Source organism: Kaistia defluvii, from assembly GCF_040548815.1.
In the GTDB taxonomy this organism is placed as follows: Bacteria; Pseudomonadota; Alphaproteobacteria; order Rhizobiales; family Kaistiaceae; genus Kaistia; species Kaistia defluvii_A.
This window is the reverse complement of sequence record NZ_JBEPSM010000002.1, coordinates 108,341-130,968: the sequence shown is the minus strand read 5'-3', so window position 1 is coordinate 130,968 and position 22,628 is coordinate 108,341. Positions and strand designations below refer to the sequence as shown.

Below are 22,628 nucleotides of genomic sequence, written 5' to 3'. Positions count from 1 at the left end.
GCCTTCGCCTCAAGCAACGGGGATGCCGTATATCCGCGCGGATGCCGCGATCCGTGCCGCGATCGGCCCAAATCCCGCAACCTGATTTCAGTAAACTAGATCGATTTAGTCGTCTAAGGCCCGGATCCAACCCTTGCGCCGCGGGCGACGAACCACGGATTGGCATAGGCCCGCACGCCCTCGCCCGGGCCGGGGCCATAGGCCAGCGCGGCGCCGCCGACCGTCTCGACCGCACCGCCGGCCGCCCGCAGCACGGCGTCGCCCGCCGCCGTATCCCACTGCATGGTCGGCCCCATGCGCGGATAGAGATCGGCCTCGCCGGCGGCCATCAGGCAGAATTTGAGCGACGATCCCGCCGCGACCAGCGACGCGCCGGGGAAGCGGGCGATGAAATCATCCGTCTCGGGCGTGCGGTGCGAGCGGCTGGCGAGGATGCGCGGCGGACTTTGCGCGGGATCGGCAACCTGGATGCTCCGGCGGGCCGAAACCTCGAAATCGACGATGGAAAGATGCTCGGCGCCAAGGCCGATCCGGCCGGCATAGAGATCGCCCCGCGCCGGCGCATAGACGAGACCGAGCACCGGCACGCCATTCTCGACCAGGCCGATATTGACCGTGAAATCGCCGTTGCGGCTGATGAATTCGCGCGTGCCGTCGACGGGATCGACCAGGAAGAACGAGCGACCGACCGTCGGGATGCGCCCCTCGGCGCAGGATTCCTCCGCCACCACCGGGATCTCCGGCGTCAGGCGCGCCAGATCTGCGAGGATGACGATCTCGGCCTGCTTGTCCGCCTCGGTCACCGGCGAGGCATCGCCCTTGTGCTCGACCGCGAAGGCGCCGTCATAGACCTGCATCACGACGCGGCCGGCGGCGATCGTCGTCGCGATCAGGGCTTCGTAGAGGGCGTCGTCGAGCGCGGGCATCGGATCTCGCTGGGCTGGCGAAGGAAAGTCTCCGCGGCTCGTAGCCCGATGCGCGGCCTTCGACAAGCGCCAAGCGCGGTCGCGATTGCCAGCCGGCCGCGCCGACGCCATGATCGTGCCGACCCGAGAGGACACCGACATCGCCACTTCGCCGCCGACCCCTGGCCATCCCGCGCGCAAACCCTTCGCGCTGGCCCCCCTCCCCGTCTTTCTCGCCGCCTTCGCGCTCTGCCTGGTCATCCGGCTGTCGACGCTGGGGCATCTGGGGCTCTGGTTCGACGAGACGATCACCGCCGACGTCATCGCCGGCTCCTGGCGGGACCTCGTCGCCGACCGGCTCGCCAACGGTCATTTCCCGACCTATTTCGCGCTGCTGAAAATGCTGGGGCTGGCCGGGGCCGACGAATTCTGGCTGCGTCTGCCCTCCGCCATCCTCGACAGCCTGGCGGGCGGCCTCATCGCGCTGGTGGCGCTCCGCCTTTCCGGCGGGATCGGCGCCGTCGCGGCGGCGGTTCTCTACGCGCTTTATCCGGCGCTGATCCAGTATGGCCAGGAGGCGCGGCCCTATGCGCTGATGCTCGCCTTCATCGCCCTCGCCATTACCGGCCAAATCGGGCTGCTCACCCGGCGCGCCCCGCCGCGCCGGCAGGCAATCCTCGCCACGATCGGCACCATCGGCGCGGCACTGGCCATGCCCGCTGGCATCGTCTCGGTCGCCATGCAGCACTTCGGCTTGCTCGCCTGCGGCTTCCGCCGGTTCGAGCCGGCCGAGAAGCGGCTCTGGATCCGGCATATCGCCGTGACCTGGGCCGCCATCCTCGCCGCCGCGTTGTGCCTGCTTCCCGCCATCCTCGACCAGGCGGCCAAGCCGGTCGGGCTGATGAAGTGGCAGAGCCGGATCCCCTCGGCGTTCCGCATCCGCGAGGCATTCGGCGAGACCTATGGCCTGGCCGTGCCGCGCGACCTGCACCGCTTCCTGCCGGAGGAATGGACCGCGCCGCTGGCGCTCGCATTGCTGGCACTGATGGCGATCGGCCTAATCGCCAACCGCCAGCGCGCGCCGCACCGGATGCTCGCCGTCTCGGCCTTCCTGACGCCGCTGGTCTTCCTCGCGCTCGGCGCCTTCTCCGCCAGCGCCGGGCGCTACCTGATCGGAATGCTGCCGGCCGCGATCCTGCTCGCCGCCGCCGGCGTCGCCGCCCTGCTGGCCGATCGGGGCATGCGGCTTGCCGTCGGCGCCACGCTGGCGCTGCTCGCAGCCGGGCTACTGCTGCAGGCGCTCGACATGCTGGTTTCGCCGCGCAAGTTCGACTGGCGCCCGGTCGCCGCCCTGCTGCACGAGAAGGGGGTGCGCGACACGACGATCCTGGCCGATGCGCCGCCGATCGAAAAGGCGCTGCGCCACTACGCCCCGGCGTCCGACCATCTCGCCTTCGAAACGCTCGACCCCGACACCGACCCGATCGCCATGCTCTGGGCCAAGGCGGCGGACCGGCCGATCGCCTTCCTCGTCCTCGGCGCCTACCAGACGATCCCGGCGGCGATCGCCAGGGACGCCACCGTCTGCGCCTTCCCGCTCGGCGACGTGCAGCTCGTGATGGTCGCCCGCGACGCGGCCCTCATTCCGCTGGCGATGCAGGGCTGCACTCGGGTTGAGTGAAGACGCTCTTCACCTGTCCCTGCGGGAGACCGTCGCTTCCTCGACAATGGCTTTGAGTGCCCCGGCGCATGGCAGTGTGCGTCGCCCCGGCGAAGGCCGGGGCCCATGAACACCGGCCCCACAAGCCCTGGCCGGCCACTCCCCGGCGAGCCTGCGCTTATGGATCCCGGCATTCGCCGGGATGACGGCTGAGGGAGGCAGGCTTAGGCGCTCTACAGACGAGCCGCGAAGATCTACCTCCGGGAGAGGTGAAGGGATGGCTCCGCCTCTGACAGTCGACATCCTGCCCCCATATTTCGGCCGCCGCCGAAACGTCCTTCGATGACCGCCTGCGCGGGGCGGGTTATGCTGGCGGCATGAGCAACCTCGTCTCCGGCACCACGCTTGCAGAAATCGCCGCCCTGATCGGCGATGTCGCCCGCGCCAACATGCTGTCCGCGCTGATGGACGGGCGGGCGCTCTCGGCCGGCGAACTCGCCTTCCATGCCGGCGTCGGCGCGCCGACCACCAGCGGCCACCTCGCCAAGCTGACCGAGGCAAAGATCCTCGCCGTCGAGAAACAGGGCCGCCACCGCTATTACCGGCTGGCGACGCCCGCCGTGGCCGAGGCGCTGGAAGCGCTGATGTCGCTGGTCGCCGATGGCCCGAAGCGACACCGCCCGACCGGCCCGCGCGACGAGGCGATGCGCGCGGCGCGCACCTGCTACGATCATCTCGCCGGCCGCCTCGGCGTCGCCATCGCCGACAGCCTGGTGGCGCGCGGCCATGTGAGGCTCGCCGATGGCGCGGGGCTGGTGACGCCGGAGGGCGACCGCTTCCTGTGCGATTTCGGCATCGATCTGAACCGGAAATCGGGCAGCGCCCAGGCAAACGCCTTTGGCGCTCCGGTCGCCAGGACTCTCGACAAGGGCTCGCGCCCGCTCTGCCGGACCTGCCTCGACTGGAGCGAGCGCCGCCATCATCTGGCCGGCCGGCTCGGCGCCGAGCTCTGCCGACACCTGCTCGAGCGGGGCTGGATCGAGCGGATCAAGGACAGCCGCGCGATCGCGGTCACGCCCATGGGCTCGGCCGGCTTCGCCGAGGTGTTCGGCTTCGTGCTGGAGTAGGATTCTCCCGCGCCAGTCCGGCGAAGGGACTCCGGCGCCGCCCCAGCCTCGCCGGAATCCCGGGCTGCTTCTCCATGGAAGCTTCCGGGCGCGCAGATGCCTGGATCTCCCGGCTTGCGCAGGGATGGCGGCGGAGCGGGGCTCCAGCGTGAATGGCCGGGAAGCTCCTGCCCGCCCCTGCCGACGACGGCTCGCAGAGGCCAGATCGTCGCGTCAACTAATAAGCCTGCCTTCGCAACTTAACGTAGTCCCTGCCAACGCCTATCTTGGATAGGCCGGCATGGGCGCGCGTTGCCGATCCGGCGATCAAACAGGAGGATCATCATGTCCGATACCAATCGTCTCGACGGCAAGATCATCATCATCACCGGCGCGGCCGGCGCGATCGGCGCCGCCGCTGCGCGCGTCATGCTGGCGCGCGGCGCCACCGTTGTCGCCGTCGACTATTCCGCCGACGCGCTGGCCAAGCTCGCCAAGGAACTCGGCGCCGGCGACAAGCTCGTCACCCTGACGGCCGATGTCAGCGACGAGGCTGCCGTGAAGGCCTATGTCGACGAGACGGTGAAGCGCTTCGGCCGCATCGACGCCTTCTTCAACAATGCCGGCATCGAGGGCGAGACCCACCCGATCCCCGATTATCCGCTCGCCGCCTTCCAGAAGGTGTTGGCCGTCAATGTCGTCGGCGTCTTCCTCGGCATGAAATACGTGATCCCGGTGATGGCGAAGGCCGGCAAGGGCAGCATCATCAATACATCGAGCGTCGCCGGCCTTTCCGGCTCGCCCAACATGGTCGCCTACAACACCTCGAAGCATGCCGTGATCGGCCTGATGCGGGTCGCCGCGGTCGAATGGGGCGCCAAGGGCATCCGCGTCAACACCATCAACCCCGGCCCGATCGAAAGCCGGATGATGGATTCGCTCGATTCGACCCGCGCCGCCAATGCCGACGCCATCCGCAAGGCGACCGAGGCGGCGATCCCGGCCGGCCGCTATGGCAAGCCCGAGGAGGTTGCGGCGCTTGCCGCCTTCCTCGCCTCGGACAACGCCAGCTACATCAATGGCGGCATCCACACGGTCGATGGCGGCCTGACCGCCGGCTGATCGCCCCACGAACCGAGTGATCCAAACGACGAACGGGCGCCCAAGGGCGCCCGTTCCTGTTTCCGCGATCCGGCGTTGTGCAGCCCGCCTACTTCAGGCCCGCCGCATCGGTCACGGCATGCGTCCAGGCGCCGGTCGGCTCCTTGGTGATGACGGGCGATTCACCGCCGGCTGCCAGCAGCGTCGCGACGGTGCGCTTGTAGTCGGCTTCGTCGAGCGCGCCGGTCGTGCCTTCGGTCAGCTTGTTGACCTCGCCCATCATGAACTTCTGGTGGGCTTCGGTCTGCGCGCCGGTGTCGTCGTTCTCCAGAACGATCTTGGCGGCTTCGTCGGTATTGTCGCGAGCATAGGCCCAGCCCTTCATCGAAGCGCGGACGAACTTCGCCATCTTCTCGACGAAGGCCGGATCCTTCAGCTTGTCTTCCATGACATAGAGGCCGTCTTCCAGCGTCGCGACGCCCTGGTCCTCATATTTGAAGACGATCAGTTCGCTCTCCGGGATGCCCGCGTCCAGCACCTGGCCGAACTCGTTATAGGTCATGGTCGAGATGCAATCGGCCTGCTTCTGGATCAGCGGGTCGACGTTGAAGCCCTGCTTCAGCACGGTGACGCCGTTGGGACCGCCCTCGGTCGAAAGGCCGAGCTTGGCCATCCAGGCGAGGAAGGGATATTCGTTGCCGAAGAACCAGACGCCGAGCGTCTTGCCCTTGAAGTCGTCCGGCGACTTGATGCCGGTTTCCTTACGGCAGGTCAGCATCATGCCCGACTTCTTGAAGGGCTGGGCGATGTTGACGAGCGGCACGCCCTTTTCGCGGGAAGCCAGCGCCGCCGGCATCCAGGTGGTGATGATATCGGCGCCGCCGCCGGCGATCACCTGCTCGGGGGCGATGTCGGGACCGCCCGGCTTGATCGTCACGTCGAGGCCTTCCTCGTCGTAGAAGCCCTTCTCCTTGGCGACATAGTAGCCGGCGAACTGGGCCTGCGGGACCCATTTCAGCTGCAGCGTCAACGCATCGGCCGCATGGGCCGAGACGCTGGTCATGAGCCCCGCCGCGATCGCGAGCGCTCCAATCATAAGCTTCTTCATTGACCCCTCCAGGTTCTTCGTTAGCTGGCCCCGCCCTCAGGTGCGGAAGGACGGATGCCAGAAGGTCGAGGCGCGCTCGATGAGCGCGATCACCCCGTAGAAGACGGAGCCGGCGAGCGCCGCCACCGCGATTTCCGCCCACACCATGTCGATGTTCATGCGCCCGACTTCGGTGGAGATACGGAATCCCATGCCCACGATCGGCGTTCCGAAGAACTCGGCCACGATGGCCGCGATCAGGGCGAGTGTCGAATTGATCTTGAGTGCATTGAATATGAAGGGCAGCGCCTCGGGAAGCCGGAGCTTGAAGAGAGACTGCCAATAATTCGCGGCATAGGTGCGCATCAGGTCGCGCTGCATCGGCTGCGAGGCGGCAAGGCCCGTGACGGTATTGACCAGCATGGGGAAGAAGGTCGCCACCACGACCACCGCCGCCTTGGACGGCCAGTCGAAGCCGAACCACATCACCATGATCGGCGCGATGCCGATGATCGGCAGCGCGGAGACCAGATTGCCGACCGGCAGCAGGCCGCGCTGCAGGAAGGGAACGCGGTCGACCAGGATGGCGACGAGAAAGCCGGAGCCACAGCCGAGCACATAGCCGGCGATCACCGCCTTCAGGAAGGTCTGGCGGAAATCGGCGGCAAGGATCGGGATCGACGAGATCAGCTTGCTCCAGATCGCCGAGGGTGGCGGGATCAGCACGAACGGCACCTGGAGGGCGATGACGATCACCTGCCAGAAGACCAGCAGCCACGCGCCGAAGATCAGCGGTATGGCGAGCTTGAGCGCGAAGCCGGCCGGGCCTGCGCGCGGCTTGATGGCGGCGAGTTGCGACACCAGCGCCCAGGCGAGCAGCCAGGCCGTGAGCAGCAAGGCCCAGAAGCCGGGCCCCGTATGGCCGGCAAGGCCGGGGAGGATGTCGAGCGCCGCCCAGGCGCCGGCGCAGGAGGCCAGCGCCAGCAGGATGGCGGTGACGGGGCTGCGCTCCGCCTTGACCGCGGCATAGGCAGCGGCCGCCAGGAGAAGGATCACGATCCAGCCGAAAGCGCCCTCCCGCGGCAGCAGACGCCAGCCATCGGCGGAATCCAGCGGCAGGCCGACGGCCGCCAACAGGCCGAGAAAGGCGATCCAGGGCTGGAGATGCCCGCGCTGGTGGGTGGCGCCCATGGCCCTCATGACCGGCCCTCCGCGTGCTCAGAGTGCCCTCGCCCACTTGCGGCAGAGGTTTGAGTAAGGGTCTTGCTTGCTTCGAACTTGCGGGCGGCTTGGGTGAAGGAAAGAAAGCCCCTCACCCCCGCCCTCTCCCGCAAGCGGGCGAGGGAGCGATCCGCGCTCCGTCCGGCTCGAAAAAGCCCTCTCCCGCCCGCGGGAGAGGGTTGGGTGAGGGTCTTGCTTGCGCGGGTTTTGCGGAGGCTCTCGTTCATCGCGCCATCCCCATGCGCCGCACGACGAGCCGGTTGGCATAACCGACGATCGCCACCAGCACGGCGGCGAGGATCGAGGCGGCAAGAAGCGCCGCCCAGATCTGCACCGTCTGGCCATAATACGAGCCGGCCAACAGCCGCGCGCCGAGGCCCGCCGCCGCGCCGGTCGGCAGCTCGCCGACAATGGCGCCGACCAGGCTGATCGCGATGGCGATCTGCATCGAGGTGAAAAGGTAAGGCAGCGAGGCCGGGAAGCGCAGCTTCCAGAAGGCCTGCCAGCCCGTCGCCGAATAGGTCCGCATCAGATCGAGATGCATCGGATCCGGAGAGCGCAGCCCCTTCACCATGCCGACCGTGATCGGGAAGAAAGACAGGTAGGTCGAGATCATCGCCTTGGCGAGGAAGCGCGACGTATCGGTCGAGAGGCCGAGCTGGCCGTTCATGAGGTTGTAGCCGACCACGACGATCATCGGCGCAATCGCGACAATGGGGATGGTCTGCGAGGCGACGACCCAAGGCATCAGGCTCTTGTCGAGGCTCGAGACATGGACGATGCCGACGGCGAGCAGCAGGCCGAGCAGCGTGCCGATGACAAAGCCGGCGAGCGTCGCCGAGAGCGTCACCCAGCCGTGATAGACGAGGCTGCGCTTCGAGTTGATGGCGTAGCCGGTCGTGCTCTTCCAGAGCTCGGTCGCGACCTGGTGCGGCGCCGGCAGTAGCGGCCGCTCCATCGAATAGGTGGCGCCGATCATTTGGCTGAGGGTCGGCTCGACCTTCTGGCGGGCGAAGACGTCGCGCGCCAGCTGGGCATTCAGGAAAAACGCGCCGACATACCAGATGGCGAGGATGGCGACGACGACGACCATCACCGGAAACAGCTGGCCGGGCTTCTTAAGCGGGCGGGGTGCAGGGACGGCGAGCGTAGTCATGCCGCGAGCCCCTCCTCATATCTTGCGCTACCATGAGACAAAGACGCAGCCAGCCGAGGGAAACCCAGATGAGCACCACGACCGCGACCCGGCCGACCTGCCGGATCATCCGACCCAACGAGGCCTATGCCGGCAAGCAGGGCTTTTCCTATCTGGAGGGCATCTCCGCCCAGTCGGTCGGCTCGACCGGCCTGTGCATGGTGCTGCTCACCATCCCGCCCGGCGGCCGCGCCAGCGCCCACAAGCATGAGCACCACGAGACCGCGATCTACGTGATCGCCGGCGAGGCCGAGACCTGGTTCGGCGAGCGGCTGGAGAGCCATGTCGTCGTCAAGGCCGGCGAGATGTTCTACATCCCCGCCGACATGCCGCATCTCGCCGCCAACCGGGGCACCGAACCCTGCGTCGCGGTCATCGCCCGTACCGATCCGAACGAGCAGGAAAGCGTCGTCCTGCTGCCGGAGCTGGAAAGCCTGGTGCCGCGCTGACGAGAGGATAACGGATGGGTAACGCGCCGGGTGCGTGTTAACCCCCTCCCCGGCGGTGCGCGCGACGTCAGTCCTCATAGGAGTGCCCCGCCCGGAGACCGTTGCGGACGCGGGCGGCGACCTCCAGGAATTCCGGCGTCTCGCGGATGTCGAGCGTCCGGTCGCGGGGAAAGCCGCAATCGATGATGTCGGTGACGCGGCCCGGGCGCGGCGACATCACGACGATCTTGGTCGAGAGGAAGACGGCCTCGGGGATCGAATGGGTGACGAAGACGACGGTTTTCTGCGTCTTCGCCCAGAGCTTCAGCAGCTGTTCGTTGAGGTGGTCCCGGACGATTTCGTCAAGCGCACCAAAGGGTTCGTCCATGAGCAGCAGCTCCGGCTCGACCGCGAGGGCGCGGGCGATCGAGGCGCGCTGCTGCATGCCGCCGGAAAGCTGCCAGGGATATTTCTTCTCGAAGCCGGCCAGGTTGACCAGCGCGAGGTTGTCGGCGATCCGCCGTTCGCGCTCCACCCTGGGCAGGCCCATGATCTCGAGCGGCAGAGCGACGTTCCTGGCGATGGTGCGCCAGGGATAAAGTGCTGCCGCCTGAAACACATAGCCATAGGCGCGGGCCTGCCGCGCCTCCTCCGGCGACACGCCATTGACCGTGATCGACCCGCCGGTCGGCTGCTCGAGATCGGCGATGACCCGGAGCAGCGTGGTCTTGCCACAACCCGATGGCCCGATGAACGAGACAAAATCGCCCCGCTTCACATCGAGATCGATGTTGGACAGTGCCTGGACCGGCCCGTCATTCGTCTCGAAAGTGAGCGAAAGCCCACGGATATCGATGACGGATGCGGCGTTCCCGGCTGCAGGCTGACCGTCGGCTCTCTCCTCGAAAGGCTGGAACACGGCGCTCATCCCCGCCTCAAACGCCGATCGGCATATGCTCGGGCGAGCGGGTCACGGCGCGCGGCGCCGTCACTTCCTTCCACTTCGAAAGGGCGGCGTTGACCGCCGGGAACGGCTTGCGCTTGATGAACTTGCCGCGGCCGGGCTGGGGCTGCGAATTCTGCCCGTCGGCCCAGACGATCTCGCCGCGCGACAGCGTGTAGCGCGGCAGGCCGTTGACCGTGAAGCCCTCGAAGACATTGTAATCGATGATGGATTTCTGATTGGCCGCGGAGATGGTCTTTGAAAGCTTCGGATCCCAGACGACGAGATCGGCGTCCGAACCCGGCAGGATCGCGCCCTTCTGCGGGTAGATGTTGAGGATCTGCGCGATGTTGGTCGAGGTCGCGGCGACGAACTCGTTCGGCGTCAGCCGGCCCGTCTCGACTCCCTTGGTCCAGAGCACGGAGAGCCGGTCCTCGACGCCGCCGGTGCCGTTCGGGATCTTGGCGAAATTGCCGAGGCCAAAGCGCTTCTGCTCGGTGGTGAAGGCGCAATGGTCGGTGGCGACCACCTGCAGCGAACCGGCGGCAAGGCCCGCCCAGAGGCTGTCCTGGTGGATCTTGTTGCGGAAGGGCGGCGACATCACGCGGCGAGCAGCATAGTCCCAGTCGCGGTTGAAGTACTCGCCCTCGTCGAGGGTCAAATGCTGGATCAGCGGCTCGCCATAGACGCGCATGCCCTTCTGCCGGGCCCGGCGGATCGCCTCGTGGCTCTGCTCGCAGGAGACATGCACGATGTAGACCGGCACGCCGGCTGCGTCGGCGATCATGATGGCGCGGTTGGTCGCCTCGCCCTCGACTTCCGGCGGGCGCGAGAAAGCGTGGCCTTCCGGTCCGGTCGTGCCTTCGGCCATGTATTTCTGCTGCAGGGCGGCGACGATGTCGCCGTTCTCGGCATGGACGAGCGGCAGCGCACCCAGCGCCGCGCAGCGCTGGAACGACGCGAACATCTCGTCGTCGTTCACCATCAGCGCGCCCTTATAGGCCATGAAGTGCTTGAAGGTGTTGATGCCGCGATCGACCACCTTGGCCATGTCGTCAAAGTGCTTCTGCGACCAGCCGGTGACGCACATGTGGTAGGAATAGTCGGAGGACGCCTGCCGCGTGGCGCGGCCTTTCCATTCCTCCAGAGCCGCCAGCATGCCGGCTTCGCCCGGAATGACGAAGTCGACCACGGTGGTGGTGCCGCCGGAAAGGGCGGCGAAGGTGCCGCTTTCCCAGGTTTCGGCCGCCGTCGTGCCCATGAAGGGCATTTCCAGATGGGTGTGCGGATCGATGCCGCCGGGGATGATATAAGCGCCCGACGCATCGACGACCGTATCGCCGGAGAGACCCGGCCCGATCGCCTGGATGGTCTCGCCTTCGATGAGGATGTCGGCTTCGTAGCTGCGGTCCGCCGCCACGATCGTTCCGCCCTTGATAACCGTCGACATGGTGAAATTCCCTCTGGTCTCTCGGCCGACTTTGCCAGCCCTTTTGTTCTTTTGCCGGAGGTTAGAGCCTTTCGCCGTTTCGTTGAACGGCGAAAGGCTATAACGCCCTGACTGGTCGCGTTTTCTTCACGCGAACCGGAATCCACTTCGCTCGAAAACGCGCTAGCCGGCGATCTCGGCAGTCTCCAACACGGCGTGGAACAGCACGTCGGCGCCCGCCGACGCCCATTCCGGACTAATTTCCTCGGCCTCATTATGCGACAGGCCGCCGACACAGGGGCACATGATCATCGTGGTCGGCGCGACCTTGGAGGTCCAGCACGCATCGTGGCCCGCGCCGGAAATGATATCCTTGTGGCTGTAACCGAGCCGTTCCGCCGCGCTGCGCACGCGCCCGACCAGGATCGGATCGAAGGTGACGGGGTCGAAATGGCCGACGGCCTCGATGGCGCAGCCGACGCCCAGCGCATCGGCGATCTTGGCGGCTTCCGCTTCGATGCGGGCGCGCATGGCATTCAGCTTGGCGAGGTCGGGCGTGCGAATGTCGATGGTGAAAACCACCTTGCCCGGCAGCACGTTGCGCGAATTGGGCGTGAAGAACATCTGGCCGACGCCGCCCACGGCGCCCGGCTGATTGTCCATCGCGACGGCCTGGACCATCTCGAGGATGCGCGCCATGGCGAGGCCGGCATTGACGCGCAGGTTCATCGGCGTCGAGCCGGTATGCGCCTCGCGGCCGGTCAGCGTCACTTCCAGCCACCAGAGCCCCTGGCAGTGCGTGACGACGCCGATCTGCTTCGACTCGGCCTCGAGGATGGGTCCCTGCTCGATGTGATATTCGAAGTAGGCGTGCATCTTGCGGGCGCCGACTTCCTCGTCACCGACCCAGCCGATCCTCCTCAGCTCGTCGCCGAAGGTCTTGCCCTCGGGATCCCTGCGCTCATAGGCGTAATCGAGCGTCAGCGCGCCGGCGAACACGCCGGAGGCCAGCATGGCGGGAGCGAAGCGCGCGCCCTCCTCATTGGTCCAGTTGGCGATGGCGACCGGATGCTTGGTCCGGATGCCGAGATCGTTGAGGCTGCGGACAACCTCCAGCCCGGCCAGGACACCCAGCACGCCGTCATACTTGCCGCCGGTCGGCTGGGTATCGAGATGGCTGCCCATATAGACCGGCAGCGCGTCCGGATCCGTGCCGGGACGGACGGCGAACATGCTGCCCATCTTGTCGACGCCCAGCGTCATGCCGGCCGCCTCGCACCAGGATTTGAAAAGGTCGCGGCCCTCGGCATCGGCGTCGGTCAGCGTCTGGCGGTTGTTGCCGCCGGCAATTCCCGGCCCGACCTTGGCCATCTCCATCAAGCTTTCCCAAAGGCGCTCGCCATTGATGCGGAGATTGTCGGTCGGGCCAGTCATGCGTTCATCTCTCTACAGGAAGGCTTTCAGCCGTCATTACGGTCAGAGCCGGGACATTCCCGCGTTGCATCCAGCCGGAAGAAGCGCCGGCCGGATGCGTCCCCGGCCAAGCGGGGATCGCGGCAGCAAGATTCTGTCCCGACAACACCTTAGCGTCACATCGTCGGGAAATTGAAGACCGCGCCGGACTTGATCCCGTCCGGCCAGCGCGTCGTCACCGTCTTCAGACGGGTGTAGAAATGGACGCCCTCCGGTCCGTAGATGGCGTGGTCACCGAAGATCGACCGCTTCCAGCCGCCGAAGGAATGATAGGCGACGGGGACCGGGATCGGCACGTTGATGCCGACCATGCCGGCCTCGACCTTGTCGGCGAAGGAGCGCGCGGCGTCGCCATCGCGGGTGAAGATCGCGGTGCCATTGCCGAATTCGTGGGCATTGATGAGTTCGAGGGCATCGGCATAGGAGTTCGCCCGGAGCACGGAGAGCACGGGACCGAAGATCTCCTCGCGGTAGATCGTCATGTCCTTGTCCACATGATCAAAAAGCGTGCCACCGACGAAGTAGCCGTTCTCGTAGCCCTGCAGCTTGAAGCCGCGGCCGTCGACGACCAGCTTGGCGCCTTCAGCCACTCCCTGGTCGATATAGCCGAGCACCTTTTCCATGTGCTGCTTCGTGACCAACGGCCCCATCTCGGCGTCGCGGTCGGTGGCCGGGCCGATCTTCAGCGCGCGCACGCGCGGCGCCAGCGTCTCGATCAGCGCGTCCGCGGTCTTCTGGCCGACGGGCACCGCCACGGACACGGCCATGCAGCGCTCGCCGGCCGAACCATAGCCCGCGCCCATGAGCGCGTCGGCCACCTTGTCCATGTCGGCGTCAGGCATGACGACCATGTGGTTCTTGGCGCCGCCCAGCGCCTGGACGCGCTTTCCGGCCGCCGTTCCGGTCGCATAGACATATTGCGCGATCGGCGTCGAACCGACGAAGGAGACGGCCTTGATGTCGGGATGATGCAGGATCGCGTCGACGACTTCCTTGTCGCCATGCACGACGTTGAGCACGCCGGCCGGCAGGCCCGCCTCATGCAGCAGTTCCGCCACCAGCATGGCGGCGCCCGGATCGCGCTCCGACGGCTTCAGGATGAAGGTGTTGCCGCAGGCGATCGCCACCGGATACATCCAGAGCGGCACCATGCAGGGGAAGTTGAACGGCGTGATGCCGGCGACGACGCCGAGCGCCTGGCGATCGGAATAGGTGTCGATCGCCGGGCCGACATTCTTCGAATATTCGCCCTTGAGCAGATGCGGGATACCGCAGGCGAACTCGACCACTTCGAGGCCGCGCTGCACTTCGCCGAGCGCATCGTCATGCGTCTTGCCGTGCTCGGCCGAGATGGCGCGCGCGATCCGGTCGGCGTTCTGTTCCAGCAGGTCCTTGAACTTGAACATCACGCGGGCGCGCTTCATCGGCGGCGTGTCGGCCCAGGCCGGAAACGCCGCCTTGGCCGAGGCGACGGCGGCGTCGAGCTCGGCCGCGGTCGAAAGCGGCAGCGTCGCGGACGGCTCGCCGGTCGCGGGATTGTAGACCGGCTGGCTGCGGGTCGACGTCGAGGGCGACGGTTTGCCCCCGACGAGATTGGTGATGGTATTCAAGGCGATGGCGTCCATGGTTTCCTCCACGAGCCTCAGTCGATCTGCTTCAGCACGCTCGAAAGCGTATCGAAGATCTCGTCGATCTGACTCTTCTCGATGATCAGCGGCGGCGACAGGGCGATGATGTCGCCGGTCGTGCGGACCATCAGATTGCTTTCATAGGCCTTCAGGAAAGCCTGGAAGGCGCGCTTGGTCGGCGCACCCGGGATCGGCTCCAGTTCGATCGCGCCGATCAGGCCGAGATTGCGGATGTCTATGACATGCGGCAGGCCCTTCAGGCTGTGCAGGCCGTCTTCCCAATATTGGGCGATCTCGGATACCCGGGTCAGCAGGCCTTCCTCGGCATAGACGTCGAGCGTGGCGAGCGCCGCGGCGCAGGCCACCGGATGGGCCGAATAGGTGTAGCCGTGGAACAGCTCGATCGTGTTTTCGGGCGCGTTCATGAAGGCTTCGTAGATCTTGCTCGACGCGAACACGGCGCCCATCGGCACGACGCCGCTGGTCAGGCCCTTGGCGGTGGTGACGAGATCCGGGATGACGTCGAAATAATCGACGGCGAAGGGGGTACCGAGGCGGCCGAAGCCGGTGATGACCTCGTCGAAGATCAGCAGGATGTCGTGCTTGTCGCAGATCTCGCGCAGGCGCTTCAGATAGCCCTTCGGCGGCACCAGCACGCCGGTGGAGCAGGCGACCGGCTCGACGATCAGCGCCGCGATGTTGGACGCGTCATGCAGCGCGATGACCTTTTCCAGATCGTCGGCGAAATCGGCGCCATATTCCGGCTGGCCGCGCGTGAAGGCGTTGTGCGCCAGGTCATGCGTGTGGCGGATGTGATCGACGCCGGTCAGCATGGTGCCGAAAGTCTTGCGGTTGCCGGAGATGCCGCCGACCGAGATGCCGCCGAAGCCGACGCCATGATAGCCACGCTCACGGCCGAGCAGGCGATACTTGGTGCCGTTGCCCTTGGCGCGGTGATAGGCGAGCGCGATCTTCAGCGCGGTGTCGACCGATTCCGAGCCCGAATTGGTGAAGAACACATGGTCGAGCGGCTTCGGCATCATCGCCGCGAGACGCGCCGCCAGCTCGAAGGCCTTGGGGTGGCCCATCTGGAAGGCCGGCGCATAGTCGAGTTCCGCGACCTGCTTCGACACCGCCTCGACGATCTTGGGACGGCCGTGGCCGGCGTTTACGCACCAGAGGCCCGCCGTGCCGTCCAGGATCTGCCGGCCATCCGCCGAAGTGTAGTGCATGTCCTTCGCAGCGACGAGCATGCGCGGATTCTGCTTGAACTGGCGGTTGGCCGTGAAGGGCATCCAGAAGGCTTCGAGATTGTTCGAATACTGCGCGCTGGTCATTTTTTCGGGGGTCCTCATACGGCCGACTTCCCTGTACGGCCGATCATTTTTATGAACGTATCCGCAGGGTATGGGCCGGTCAATTCGTTGCTACCGTTAAGAATGTTCTTTATATTGAACGGATGAACGCTTCGAATTTCGATGTCGACGTGGGCGCCCGGCTGCGCGAACTGCGCGTGCGCCACGGCCTTTCGCAGCGCGCGCTGGCCAAGCGCGCCGGGGTCTCCAACGCGACCGTATCGATGGTCGAGGCGAACCGCATGAGCCCTTCCGTCTCCGGCCTGCGGCAGATCCTGTCGGGCATCCCGTTCAGCTTGTCCGAGTTCTTCGCCGAAGCGAAGCCGACGGTCGAGCAGGTGGTGTTCCGCGCCTCGGAGCTGAAGGAGATCGCTGGCGGCAAGATCTCGTTCCGCCAGGTCGGCAGCAATCTGGAAGGGCGCTCGCTGCAGATGATCCATGAGCGCTACAAGCCGGGCGCGGTTTCGGGCAAGGCGATGCTGTCGCACCAGGGCGAGGAAGCCGGGCTGATCATTCGCGGCCGCATGGGGCTGGAAGTGGACGGCGCCCGCTACGAGCTCAATCCGGGGGACGCCTATTTCTTCGACAGCCGCAAGCCGCACGCCTTCAAGAATATCGGCGATGAGGATCTGGAACTCGTCTCGGCCTGCACGCCGCCGAGCTTCTAGCCGCCGCGCCAGAGGCGAAACCATTGAAGTCGAGCTAGAATCGACCGAAAGTCGAGTGGGGATGGTAAGTCGGCGTCGCGACGCTCCGCGAAGGAAGGCCGGAACTTGCCGGGTGGTCGGGCGCGCCACGGAGAACCAACGGGAAAATCGGCCACCACCATGACACCTGCCAACACCGCCCGCGCCGGCCAGACGAAGAAGCGGACGCGCATCCAGGAAGAAAACGAGGAGCGCATCCTCGACGCGGCGCTGGAGATCTTCTCGAGCTACGGCTTTCGCGGCGCGACGGTCGACCAGATCGCTGAGCTGGCGGGCATGACCAAGCCGAACCTGCTCTATTATTTCCGCCGCAAGGACGACATCTATCTCGCCATCCTGCGCCGGACGCTGGAGCTCTGGCTGCAGCCGCTGGAATCGCTCGGCGACGGCGACGACCCGGCGACCGAGATCCGCGCCTATATCGACCGCAAGCTGGAGATCTCGCGCGACAACCCGAAGGCGTCGCGGCTCTACGCCATGGAAATTCTGCAGGGCGCGCCGGTGATGGGGACCATTCTGAACAGCCGGCTGAAGACCCTCGTCGACAGCAAGGCGGAGGTGATCCGGCGCTGGATCGACGAAGGCCGCCTGGCGCCGATCGATCCCTACCATCTTCTGTTCATGATCTGGGCGACGACGCAGCATTACGCGGATTTCGATGTTCAGGTCCGTGCCATGCTGGGTGACGAGACCGATGACAACCGCCATTTCGCGACGGCGACGCGGACGCTCGAGGACCTGTTCCTCAAGGGCATTTTCCGCAGCTAAAACAGCAGGGCCCTCGCCGCTTCTCTCGACAGAGGCAAGGGAGGCCGACGCCCCGCTCTAAAACAGACGCCCAATCCAGGAAGCACCCTCTCCCGCTCGCGGGAGAGGGTTACCCTTGTTATTCGGCGGGCTCGACGACCGCGACGGGAGCGGCCATCGGGTTGTTCTTGTGCGTCGTCCAGTTGGCATATTCGCCGGTGATGGCGTAGCCGGTGCGCGGATCGACGCCGTCGACCATCTGCTCCATCGTGATGCAGTTCTCGACCGGGCAGACATTGACGCAGAGATTGCAGCCGACGCATTCGGCGTCGATCACCTCGAAATGGCGGACGCCGTCGAGCATCGAGGTGATCGCCTGGTGCGAGGTGTCCTCGCAGGCGATGTGGCAGCGACCGCACTTGATGCAGGCATCCTGGTCGATCTTCGCCTTGGCCACGTAGTTCAGGTTCAGATACTTCCAGTCCGTGACATTGCCGACCGCGCGGCCGACGATCTCGTCGACTGAGGTGAAGCCGTGCTTGTCCATGTATTCGGACAGGCCGGTGATCATCTCCTGCACGATGCGGAAGCCGTAGGTCATGGCAGCGGTGCAGACCTGCACATTGCCGGCGCCGAGCGCCATGAACTCGACCGCGTCGCGCCAGGTCGTGATGCCACCAATGCCGGAGATCGGCAGTTCGCGGGTCTGCGGATCGCGGGCGATCTCCGCCGTCATATTGAGGGCGATCGGCTTCACCGCCGGGCCGCAATAGCCGCCATGGCTGCCCTTGCCGTCGACCGTCGGGATCGGCGCGAAATTGTCGATATCGACGCCGATGATCGAGTTGATGGTGTTGATCAGCGATACCGCATCGGCGCCGCCATTATGCGCGGCACGAGCCGAGGTGCGGATGTCGGAGATGTTGGGCGTCAGCTTGACGATGACCGGCATGCGCGTGTGCTGCTTGCACCAGCGCGTGACCATTTCGACATATTCCGGCACCTGGCCGACGGCGGCGCCCATGCCGCGCTCGCTCATGCCGTGCGGGCAGCCGAAATTCAGCTCGACGCCATCCGCCTCGGTGTCCTCGACCTTGGCGAGAATGTCTTTCCAGTAGTGCTCCTCGCAGGGAACCATCAGCGACACGACCAGCGCCCGATCCGGCCAGTCGCGCTTAACCTCCTTGATCTCGCGCAGATTGACGTCGAGGGGACGGTCGGTGATCAACTCGATATTGTTGAGGCCGATCAGCCGGCGGTCGTTGGAGTGGATCGCGCCATAGCGCGGACCGGAGACATTAACGACCGGCGGATCGGTGCCGAGCGTCTTCCAGACGACGCCGCCCCAGCCATCCCGAAACGCGCGGATGACGTTATAGGCCTTGTCGGTCGGCGGCGCGGAGGCCAGCCAGAACGGATTGGGCGACTTGATGCCGACGAAACTGGACGCGAGATTGGCCATGGGTTCCTCCTAGGCCGCGACAGACGAGAGCGCGCGATGGATGGACTCGGCGGCGATGCGGCCGTCGGCGACGGCAGCGACCGTCAGATCTTCCCCGGTGGCGGCGCAATCCCCGCCGGCCCAGACGCCGGGAAGCGTCGTGCGTCGCTCGTCGTCGACGCGGATCTTGCCACCATCCAGCGCGATCGTCTCGGCCGATCCGTTCAAAGCTGCGGGAACGAGGGTCTGGCCGATCGCCTTGAACACGGTGTCGGCGGGAAGCGTGAAGGTGACGCCGGTGCCGACCAGCCGGCCGGCCTGCTCGATCGTCTCCTCGAACTCGATCGCCGCGACGCGGCCATCCTCGGTCAGGAGACGGCTCGGCTTGGCGTTGTGGCGGATGACCACGCCGTCGGTCTGGGCGAGATCCTGCTCATAGCCGGATGCGCCCATTTTCTCCTGGCCGCGCCGATAGACGACGGTCACGTCCCGGGCGCCGAGGCGCTTCGATTGCACGGCGACGTCGATGGCCGTCATGCCGCCACCCACCACGACGACACGAGCGCCGACCGGCAGGGTCGAGAGATCGGTCGCCTGGCGAAGCTCGGCGATATAGTCGACCGCATCGGCCACGCCGTCGAGATCCTCGTTTTCGAGGCCGAGCGCATTGACGCCGGCAAGGCCCATGCCGAGGAACACGGCATCATAGCTGTTGCGCAGGTCCGACAGTTCGACGTCGCGGCCGATCGCCTTGCCATGCTCGACGGTGATGCCGCCGATCGACAGCACGAAGTCGACTTCCTTCTGGGCGAAATCGTCCGGTGCCTTGTAAGCGGCGATGCCATATTCGTTGAGGCCGCCGGCCTTGGGACGCGCATCATAGATGACGACGTCGTGGCCGTGCATGGCGAGGCGATGGGCAGCGGCAAGGCCGGCAGGTCCGGCGCCGACCACGGCGACGCGCTTGCCCGTGGAGGGGGCGCGGGCAAATGGCTGCTCGCCCTGCTCTTCCATCAGCACGTCGGTCGCATAGCGCTGCAGCAGGCCGATCTTGACCGGCTTGCCCTCCGCTTCCTCGCGAACGCAGGCTTCCTCGCACAGCGTTTCAGTCGGGCAGACGCGGGCGCACATGCCGCCCAGAATGTTCTGCGACAGGATCGTCTCGGCCGAGCCGATCGGATTGTCGGTCATGATCTGGCGGATGAAGAGCGGGATGTCGATCGAGGTCGGACACGCCTTCACGCAGGGCGCGTCATAACAGAAGTAGCAGCGATCCGCCTCGACCACGGCTTGGTGGTGGTCGAGCGGCGGATGGATATCGAGAAAATTGGCGGCATATTCGTCGGGCGCAAGACGGCCCGATGCGATGCCCGGCAGATGCGACGGCATGCGCTGATCCCTCCCTACCGGCCAAGCGTGGCCCTGGGTTCCCATGGTCCGGCAGGCGCTCCGCCCACCGGTCGAAACTGCTGCCGCGACCACCCCTCATTTTTTGATTTTTGGGGTCGCGGCTCAAAAGCTTGATCATTTGGACAAATTCTAGAAATTTCGTCAAGGCTTGATTTGAGCCATTCCAAAGTGTGCGCCGCACAAGATCGAGGCAGTGGCGCTGCGCCCCGGAAACGCGCGGATTCGCTTCTGCATGGAAATTGCGCAGCGCCCTGAAAACGGGCTGCCCATCATTCGTCAGCCAATCGGACTGCTTAAAAATTCGGCAGGCATCTTATTTCGCCATGCCAAACAGTCGCGCCCTCTCTAACCTCCAGCCTTTCCCAATGGGAAAACCGCGGAATTCCGCCGCTGGCACGCGATTTGCCACTCTCTCCGCAGGTTCCATTGGAGACGATGATGGCACGACCCGCAGATCTGGAATTGGCATCGGTCACCAAAAGCTATGGCGGCACGATCGCCGTCGACGCGATCAACCTCAAGATCAAGGCCGGCACCTATTGCTGCCTGCTTGGCCCCTCGGGCTGCGGCAAGTCCTCGACGCTCCGGATGATCGCTGGCCACGAGGTCGTCTCCGATGGCGACATCGCGCTCGGCAACGAAATCGTGAACAAGCTGCCGCCCGCCAAGCGCGGCACCGCGATGATGTTCCAGTCCTACGCGCTGTTTCCGCATCTCTCGGTGCGCGACAACGTCGCCTTCTCGCTGAAGATGAAGGGGGTCGGCAAGGTCGATCGCTCGATCAAGGCGACCGAGGCGCTGAAGCTCGTGGACATGGAGCGCTATGCCGAGCGTCTGCCGGCGCAGCTTTCCGGCGGCCAGCAGCAGCGCGTGGCGCTGGCCCGCGCGCTCGTCACCGATCCGCAGATCCTGCTGCTCGACGAACCGCTCTCGGCGCTCGATCCGTTCCTGAAGATCCGCGTGCGCGCCGAACTGAAGCGCTTCCAGCGCGAGCTCGGCATCTCCTTCATCCATGTGACGCACAGCCAGGAAGAGGCGATGGCCCTCGCCGACCTGATCGTCATCATGAACAACGGCAAGATCGAGCAGGCGGGCACGCCGCGCGAGATCTTCAACGCCCCGGCGAGCGAGTTCGTCGCCCGCTTCATCGGCGGCCATAACGTCCTGCCGGTCGACGGACGCACGGTCAGCGTCCGCGCCGACCGGCTGAGCGTCTCGCCGGGTGGCGGCGAAGGCGTCGCCGCCGCGGTGCGCGACGTCGAGTACCAGGGCACCGCCGTCTATCTGAGCCTCGCGACCGACGCCGGCATCGAGATGACGGCCATCGTCCCCGAGCGCGCCTTCTACCAGCAGCCTTTCGAGACCGGCGACACCGTCACGGTGCACTGGGATCCGAACGATGTCCACGAACTCTCCGCCTCGGCCTGAGCGCGGATCACGGCAACAAACCCAGAGGAGAACAGGGAATGAGCGACAAGACCAAGAGCGGGATCTCCCGCCGTACGCTGCTGAAGGGCTCCGCGATCACCGCCGGCTTCCTCGGCACCACGGCCGTGACCGGCTTCCCGGCCGTGCATGCCGACGAACCGATCACGCTGCGCTACCTCTCGACCGCGACCAACCAGTCGCCGGCCATCGCCGCCAAGGCGAAGGAAATCACCGGCATCAACATCGAATACGTCACCGTCACCACCGATGACGTCACCAAGCGCATCATCACCCAGCCCGACTCGTTCGATCTGGTCGATACCGAATATTTCTCGCTGCGCAACCTGATCCCGTCCGGCAACTTCCAGGCGATCGACGCCAAGAAGGTCAAGCTGGTCGACAAGCTCGCGACCGCCATCACCAAGGGCGAGATCGACGGCAAGAAGATCGGCGACCAGGGCACCGCGCCGCACAAGGTGATGTATCTCGAGAAGCAGCGCGGCAAGGAGTTCGCCAAGGAGCAGACCGAGTGGATCACCCTGATCCCGACCACCTACAACGCCGACACCCTCGGCATCCGTCCCGACCTGATCAAGCGCCCGATCGAGAGCTGGGCTGAGCTGCTCAACCCGGAATTCAAGGGCAAGACCTCGATCCTCAACATCCCGTCGATCGGCATCATGGACGCCGCGATGGTCAACGAAGCCCTCGGCACCGTGAAGTACGGCGACAAGGGCAACATGACCAAGGAAGAGATCGACAAGACGATCGCGACCCTGATCGAAGCCAAGAAGGCCGGCCAGTTCCGCGCCTTCTGGTCGGACTTCAATGAGAGCGTCAACCTGATGGCCTCGGGCGAGACGGTCATCCAGTCGATGTGGTCGCCGGCCGTTACCGCCGTCCGCCTGAAGGGCATCCCCTGCACCTTCCAGCCGCTAAAGGAAGGCTATCGCGCCTGGGCTTCGGGCTTCGGTCTGCCGAAGACGCTGAAGGGCAAGAAGCTCGACGCCGCCTACGAGTTCATCAACTGGTTCCTCGACGGCTGGGCCGGCGCCTACCTGAACCGCCAGGGCTACTACGCCGCCGTGCTCGATACCGCGCAGAAGAGCATGGAACCCTATGAGTGGGCGTTCTGGATGGAAGGCAAGCCGGCCGAGAAGGACATTCTCGGTCCGGATGGCGGCCTGCTCGAGAAGGCCGGCTCGATCCGCGACGGCGGCTCCTACAACACCCGCATGGGTGCCGTGGCCTGCTGGAACTCGATCATGGATGAGAACGCCTACATGATCCAGAAGTGGAACGAGTTCATCGCCGCCTGATCGGCCATGACCTTGCCTGCGGGCGGGATCCCACCCCCCGCCCGC

General features: G+C 65.8%; 19 protein-coding genes. 8 read left to right on the top strand and 11 right to left on the bottom strand.

Annotated elements, in window-relative coordinates; translation table 11 throughout:
• Positions 1-113 precede the first annotated feature (113 nt).
• Complete coding sequence (cysQ, locus tag ABIE08_RS13620) at positions 114-926, bottom strand: 3'(2'),5'-bisphosphate nucleotidase CysQ (RefSeq protein ID WP_354551835.1); 813 nt, start codon at positions 924-926, stop codon at positions 114-116.
• 85 nt (positions 927-1,011) lie between these two features.
• On the opposite strand from cysQ, the gene ABIE08_RS13615 reads away from it, so the two are divergent.
• The 3 genes from ABIE08_RS13615 (at position 1,012) to ABIE08_RS13605 (ending at position 4,793) form a co-directional block, all read left to right on the top strand.
• On the top strand, positions 1,012-2,586 hold the full coding sequence (locus ABIE08_RS13615; protein WP_354551834.1) for a hypothetical protein: 1,575 nt from the start codon (positions 1,012-1,014) through the stop codon (positions 2,584-2,586).
• A gap of 356 nt (positions 2,587-2,942) precedes the next feature.
• Complete coding sequence (locus ABIE08_RS13610; RefSeq protein ID WP_354551833.1) at positions 2,943-3,692, top strand: ArsR/SmtB family transcription factor; 750 nt, start codon at positions 2,943-2,945, stop codon at positions 3,690-3,692.
• A 324-nt stretch (positions 3,693-4,016) separates the two neighbouring features.
• The gene (locus tag ABIE08_RS13605) at positions 4,017-4,793 is read left to right on the top strand and encodes an SDR family NAD(P)-dependent oxidoreductase (RefSeq protein WP_354551831.1); all 777 of its coding nucleotides are present in this window, start codon (positions 4,017-4,019) and stop codon (positions 4,791-4,793) included.
• Positions 4,794-4,881: 88 nt separating this feature from the next.
• Here the strand turns inward: ABIE08_RS13605 and ABIE08_RS13600 are convergent, their stop codons facing one another.
• The 3 genes from ABIE08_RS13600 to ABIE08_RS13590 all read right to left on the bottom strand — a co-directional run bounded on the left by ABIE08_RS13600 (position 4,882) and on the right by ABIE08_RS13590 (position 8,236).
• Positions 4,882-5,880, bottom strand: coding sequence for an ABC transporter substrate-binding protein (locus ABIE08_RS13600; protein ID WP_354551830.1), 999 nt, complete (start codon positions 5,878-5,880; stop codon positions 4,882-4,884).
• A 36-nt stretch (positions 5,881-5,916) separates the two neighbouring features.
• The gene (locus ABIE08_RS13595; protein WP_436409567.1) at positions 5,917-7,050 is read right to left on the bottom strand and encodes an ABC transporter permease; all 1,134 of its coding nucleotides are present in this window, start codon (positions 7,048-7,050) and stop codon (positions 5,917-5,919) included.
• Positions 7,051-7,303: 253 nt separating this feature from the next.
• Positions 7,304-8,236 (bottom strand): ABC transporter permease, encoded by a 933-nt coding sequence (locus ABIE08_RS13590; RefSeq protein WP_354551827.1) that lies wholly within the window; start codon positions 8,234-8,236, stop codon positions 7,304-7,306.
• Positions 8,237-8,304: 68 nt separating this feature from the next.
• Here ABIE08_RS13590 and ABIE08_RS13585 point away from each other — a divergent pair, with 68 nt between their 5' ends.
• Entirely contained in the window at positions 8,305-8,724 is a 420-nt protein-coding gene (locus tag ABIE08_RS13585; RefSeq protein ID WP_354551826.1) for a cupin domain-containing protein, read from the top strand.
• Between the two features lie 67 nt (positions 8,725-8,791).
• On the opposite strand, the gene ABIE08_RS13580 is transcribed toward ABIE08_RS13585, so the two are convergent.
• The 5 genes from ABIE08_RS13580 to ABIE08_RS13560 form a co-directional block, all read right to left on the bottom strand.
• Entirely contained in the window at positions 8,792-9,631 is an 840-nt protein-coding gene (locus ABIE08_RS13580; RefSeq protein WP_354551825.1) for an ABC transporter ATP-binding protein, read from the bottom strand.
• 7 nt (positions 9,632-9,638) lie between these two features.
• Positions 9,639-11,096 carry a dihydropyrimidinase gene (gene hydA / locus ABIE08_RS13575; RefSeq protein WP_354551823.1) on the bottom strand — a complete coding sequence of 486 codons (1,458 nt, stop codon included), beginning with the start codon at positions 11,094-11,096 and terminating at the stop codon, positions 9,639-9,641.
• Between the two features lie 162 nt (positions 11,097-11,258).
• A complete protein-coding gene (locus ABIE08_RS13570) occupies positions 11,259-12,509 on the bottom strand; it encodes a Zn-dependent hydrolase (protein ID WP_354551822.1) in 1,251 nt (416 codons plus the stop codon).
• 155 nt (positions 12,510-12,664) lie between these two features.
• Positions 12,665-14,173 (bottom strand): CoA-acylating methylmalonate-semialdehyde dehydrogenase, encoded by a 1,509-nt coding sequence (locus ABIE08_RS13565; RefSeq protein WP_354551821.1) that lies wholly within the window; start codon positions 14,171-14,173, stop codon positions 12,665-12,667.
• Positions 14,174-14,190: 17 nt separating this feature from the next.
• On the bottom strand, positions 14,191-15,513 hold the full coding sequence (locus ABIE08_RS13560; RefSeq protein WP_354551819.1) for an aspartate aminotransferase family protein: 1,323 nt from the start codon (positions 15,511-15,513) through the stop codon (positions 14,191-14,193).
• A 122-nt stretch (positions 15,514-15,635) separates the two neighbouring features.
• Between ABIE08_RS13560 and ABIE08_RS13555 the strand changes: the two genes are divergently transcribed.
• Positions 15,636-16,199: a cupin domain-containing protein gene (locus tag ABIE08_RS13555; protein ID WP_354551818.1), complete on the top strand. Its 564-nt coding sequence runs from the start codon at positions 15,636-15,638 to the stop codon at positions 16,197-16,199.
• Positions 16,200-16,358: 159 nt separating this feature from the next.
• Entirely contained in the window at positions 16,359-17,006 is a 648-nt protein-coding gene (locus tag ABIE08_RS13550) for a TetR family transcriptional regulator C-terminal domain-containing protein (RefSeq protein ID WP_354551817.1), read from the top strand.
• A 118-nt stretch (positions 17,007-17,124) separates the two neighbouring features.
• Here the strand turns inward: ABIE08_RS13550 and preA are convergent, their stop codons facing one another.
• The gene (gene preA, locus ABIE08_RS13545; protein ID WP_354551816.1) at positions 17,125-18,447 is read right to left on the bottom strand and encodes an NAD-dependent dihydropyrimidine dehydrogenase subunit PreA; all 1,323 of its coding nucleotides are present in this window, start codon (positions 18,445-18,447) and stop codon (positions 17,125-17,127) included.
• 9 nt (positions 18,448-18,456) lie between these two features.
• Positions 18,457-19,815, bottom strand: coding sequence for an NAD(P)-dependent oxidoreductase (locus ABIE08_RS13540; RefSeq protein WP_354551814.1), 1,359 nt, complete (start codon positions 19,813-19,815; stop codon positions 18,457-18,459).
• A 459-nt stretch (positions 19,816-20,274) separates the two neighbouring features.
• On the opposite strand from ABIE08_RS13540, the gene ABIE08_RS13535 reads away from it, so the two are divergent.
• Together ABIE08_RS13535 and ABIE08_RS13530 are read left to right on the top strand one after the other, a co-directional pair.
• A complete protein-coding gene (locus ABIE08_RS13535; RefSeq protein WP_354551813.1) occupies positions 20,275-21,264 on the top strand; it encodes an ABC transporter ATP-binding protein in 990 nt (329 codons plus the stop codon).
• Between the two features lie 38 nt (positions 21,265-21,302).
• A complete protein-coding gene (locus ABIE08_RS13530) occupies positions 21,303-22,583 on the top strand; it encodes an ABC transporter substrate-binding protein (protein ID WP_354551812.1) in 1,281 nt (426 codons plus the stop codon).
• Positions 22,584-22,628: the final 45 nt, after the last annotated feature.

Coding starts and splice junctions, on each gene's coding strand:
- ABIE08_RS13570 (WP_354551822.1), bottom strand. CDS start 12,509: ATGACTGGCCCGACCGACAATCTCCGCATCAATGGCGAGCGCCTTTGG.
- ABIE08_RS13590 (WP_354551827.1), bottom strand. CDS start 8,236: ATGACTACGCTCGCCGTCCCTGCACCCCGCCCGCTTAAGAAGCCCGGC.
- hydA (WP_354551823.1), bottom strand. CDS start 11,096: ATGTCGACGGTTATCAAGGGCGGAACGATCGTGGCGGCGGACCGCAGC.
- ABIE08_RS13585 (WP_354551826.1), top strand. CDS start 8,305: ATGAGCACCACGACCGCGACCCGGCCGACCTGCCGGATCATCCGACCC.
- ABIE08_RS13550 (WP_354551817.1), top strand. CDS start 16,359: ATGACACCTGCCAACACCGCCCGCGCCGGCCAGACGAAGAAGCGGACG.
- ABIE08_RS13580 (WP_354551825.1), bottom strand. CDS start 9,631: ATGAGCGCCGTGTTCCAGCCTTTCGAGGAGAGAGCCGACGGTCAGCCT.
- preA (WP_354551816.1), bottom strand. CDS start 18,447: ATGGCCAATCTCGCGTCCAGTTTCGTCGGCATCAAGTCGCCCAATCCG.
- ABIE08_RS13560 (WP_354551819.1), bottom strand. CDS start 15,513: ATGACCAGCGCGCAGTATTCGAACAATCTCGAAGCCTTCTGGATGCCC.
- ABIE08_RS13535 (WP_354551813.1), top strand. CDS start 20,275: ATGGCACGACCCGCAGATCTGGAATTGGCATCGGTCACCAAAAGCTAT.
- ABIE08_RS13565 (WP_354551821.1), bottom strand. CDS start 14,173: ATGGACGCCATCGCCTTGAATACCATCACCAATCTCGTCGGGGGCAAA.
- ABIE08_RS13610 (WP_354551833.1), top strand. CDS start 2,943: ATGAGCAACCTCGTCTCCGGCACCACGCTTGCAGAAATCGCCGCCCTG.
- ABIE08_RS13605 (WP_354551831.1), top strand. CDS start 4,017: ATGTCCGATACCAATCGTCTCGACGGCAAGATCATCATCATCACCGGC.
- ABIE08_RS13595 (WP_436409567.1), bottom strand. CDS start 7,050: ATGGGCGCCACCCACCAGCGCGGGCATCTCCAGCCCTGGATCGCCTTT.
- ABIE08_RS13540 (WP_354551814.1), bottom strand. CDS start 19,815: ATGCCGTCGCATCTGCCGGGCATCGCATCGGGCCGTCTTGCGCCCGAC.
- ABIE08_RS13600 (WP_354551830.1), bottom strand. CDS start 5,880: ATGAAGAAGCTTATGATTGGAGCGCTCGCGATCGCGGCGGGGCTCATG.
- cysQ (WP_354551835.1), bottom strand. CDS start 926: ATGCCCGCGCTCGACGACGCCCTCTACGAAGCCCTGATCGCGACGACG.
- ABIE08_RS13555 (WP_354551818.1), top strand. CDS start 15,636: ATGAACGCTTCGAATTTCGATGTCGACGTGGGCGCCCGGCTGCGCGAA.
- ABIE08_RS13530 (WP_354551812.1), top strand. CDS start 21,303: ATGAGCGACAAGACCAAGAGCGGGATCTCCCGCCGTACGCTGCTGAAG.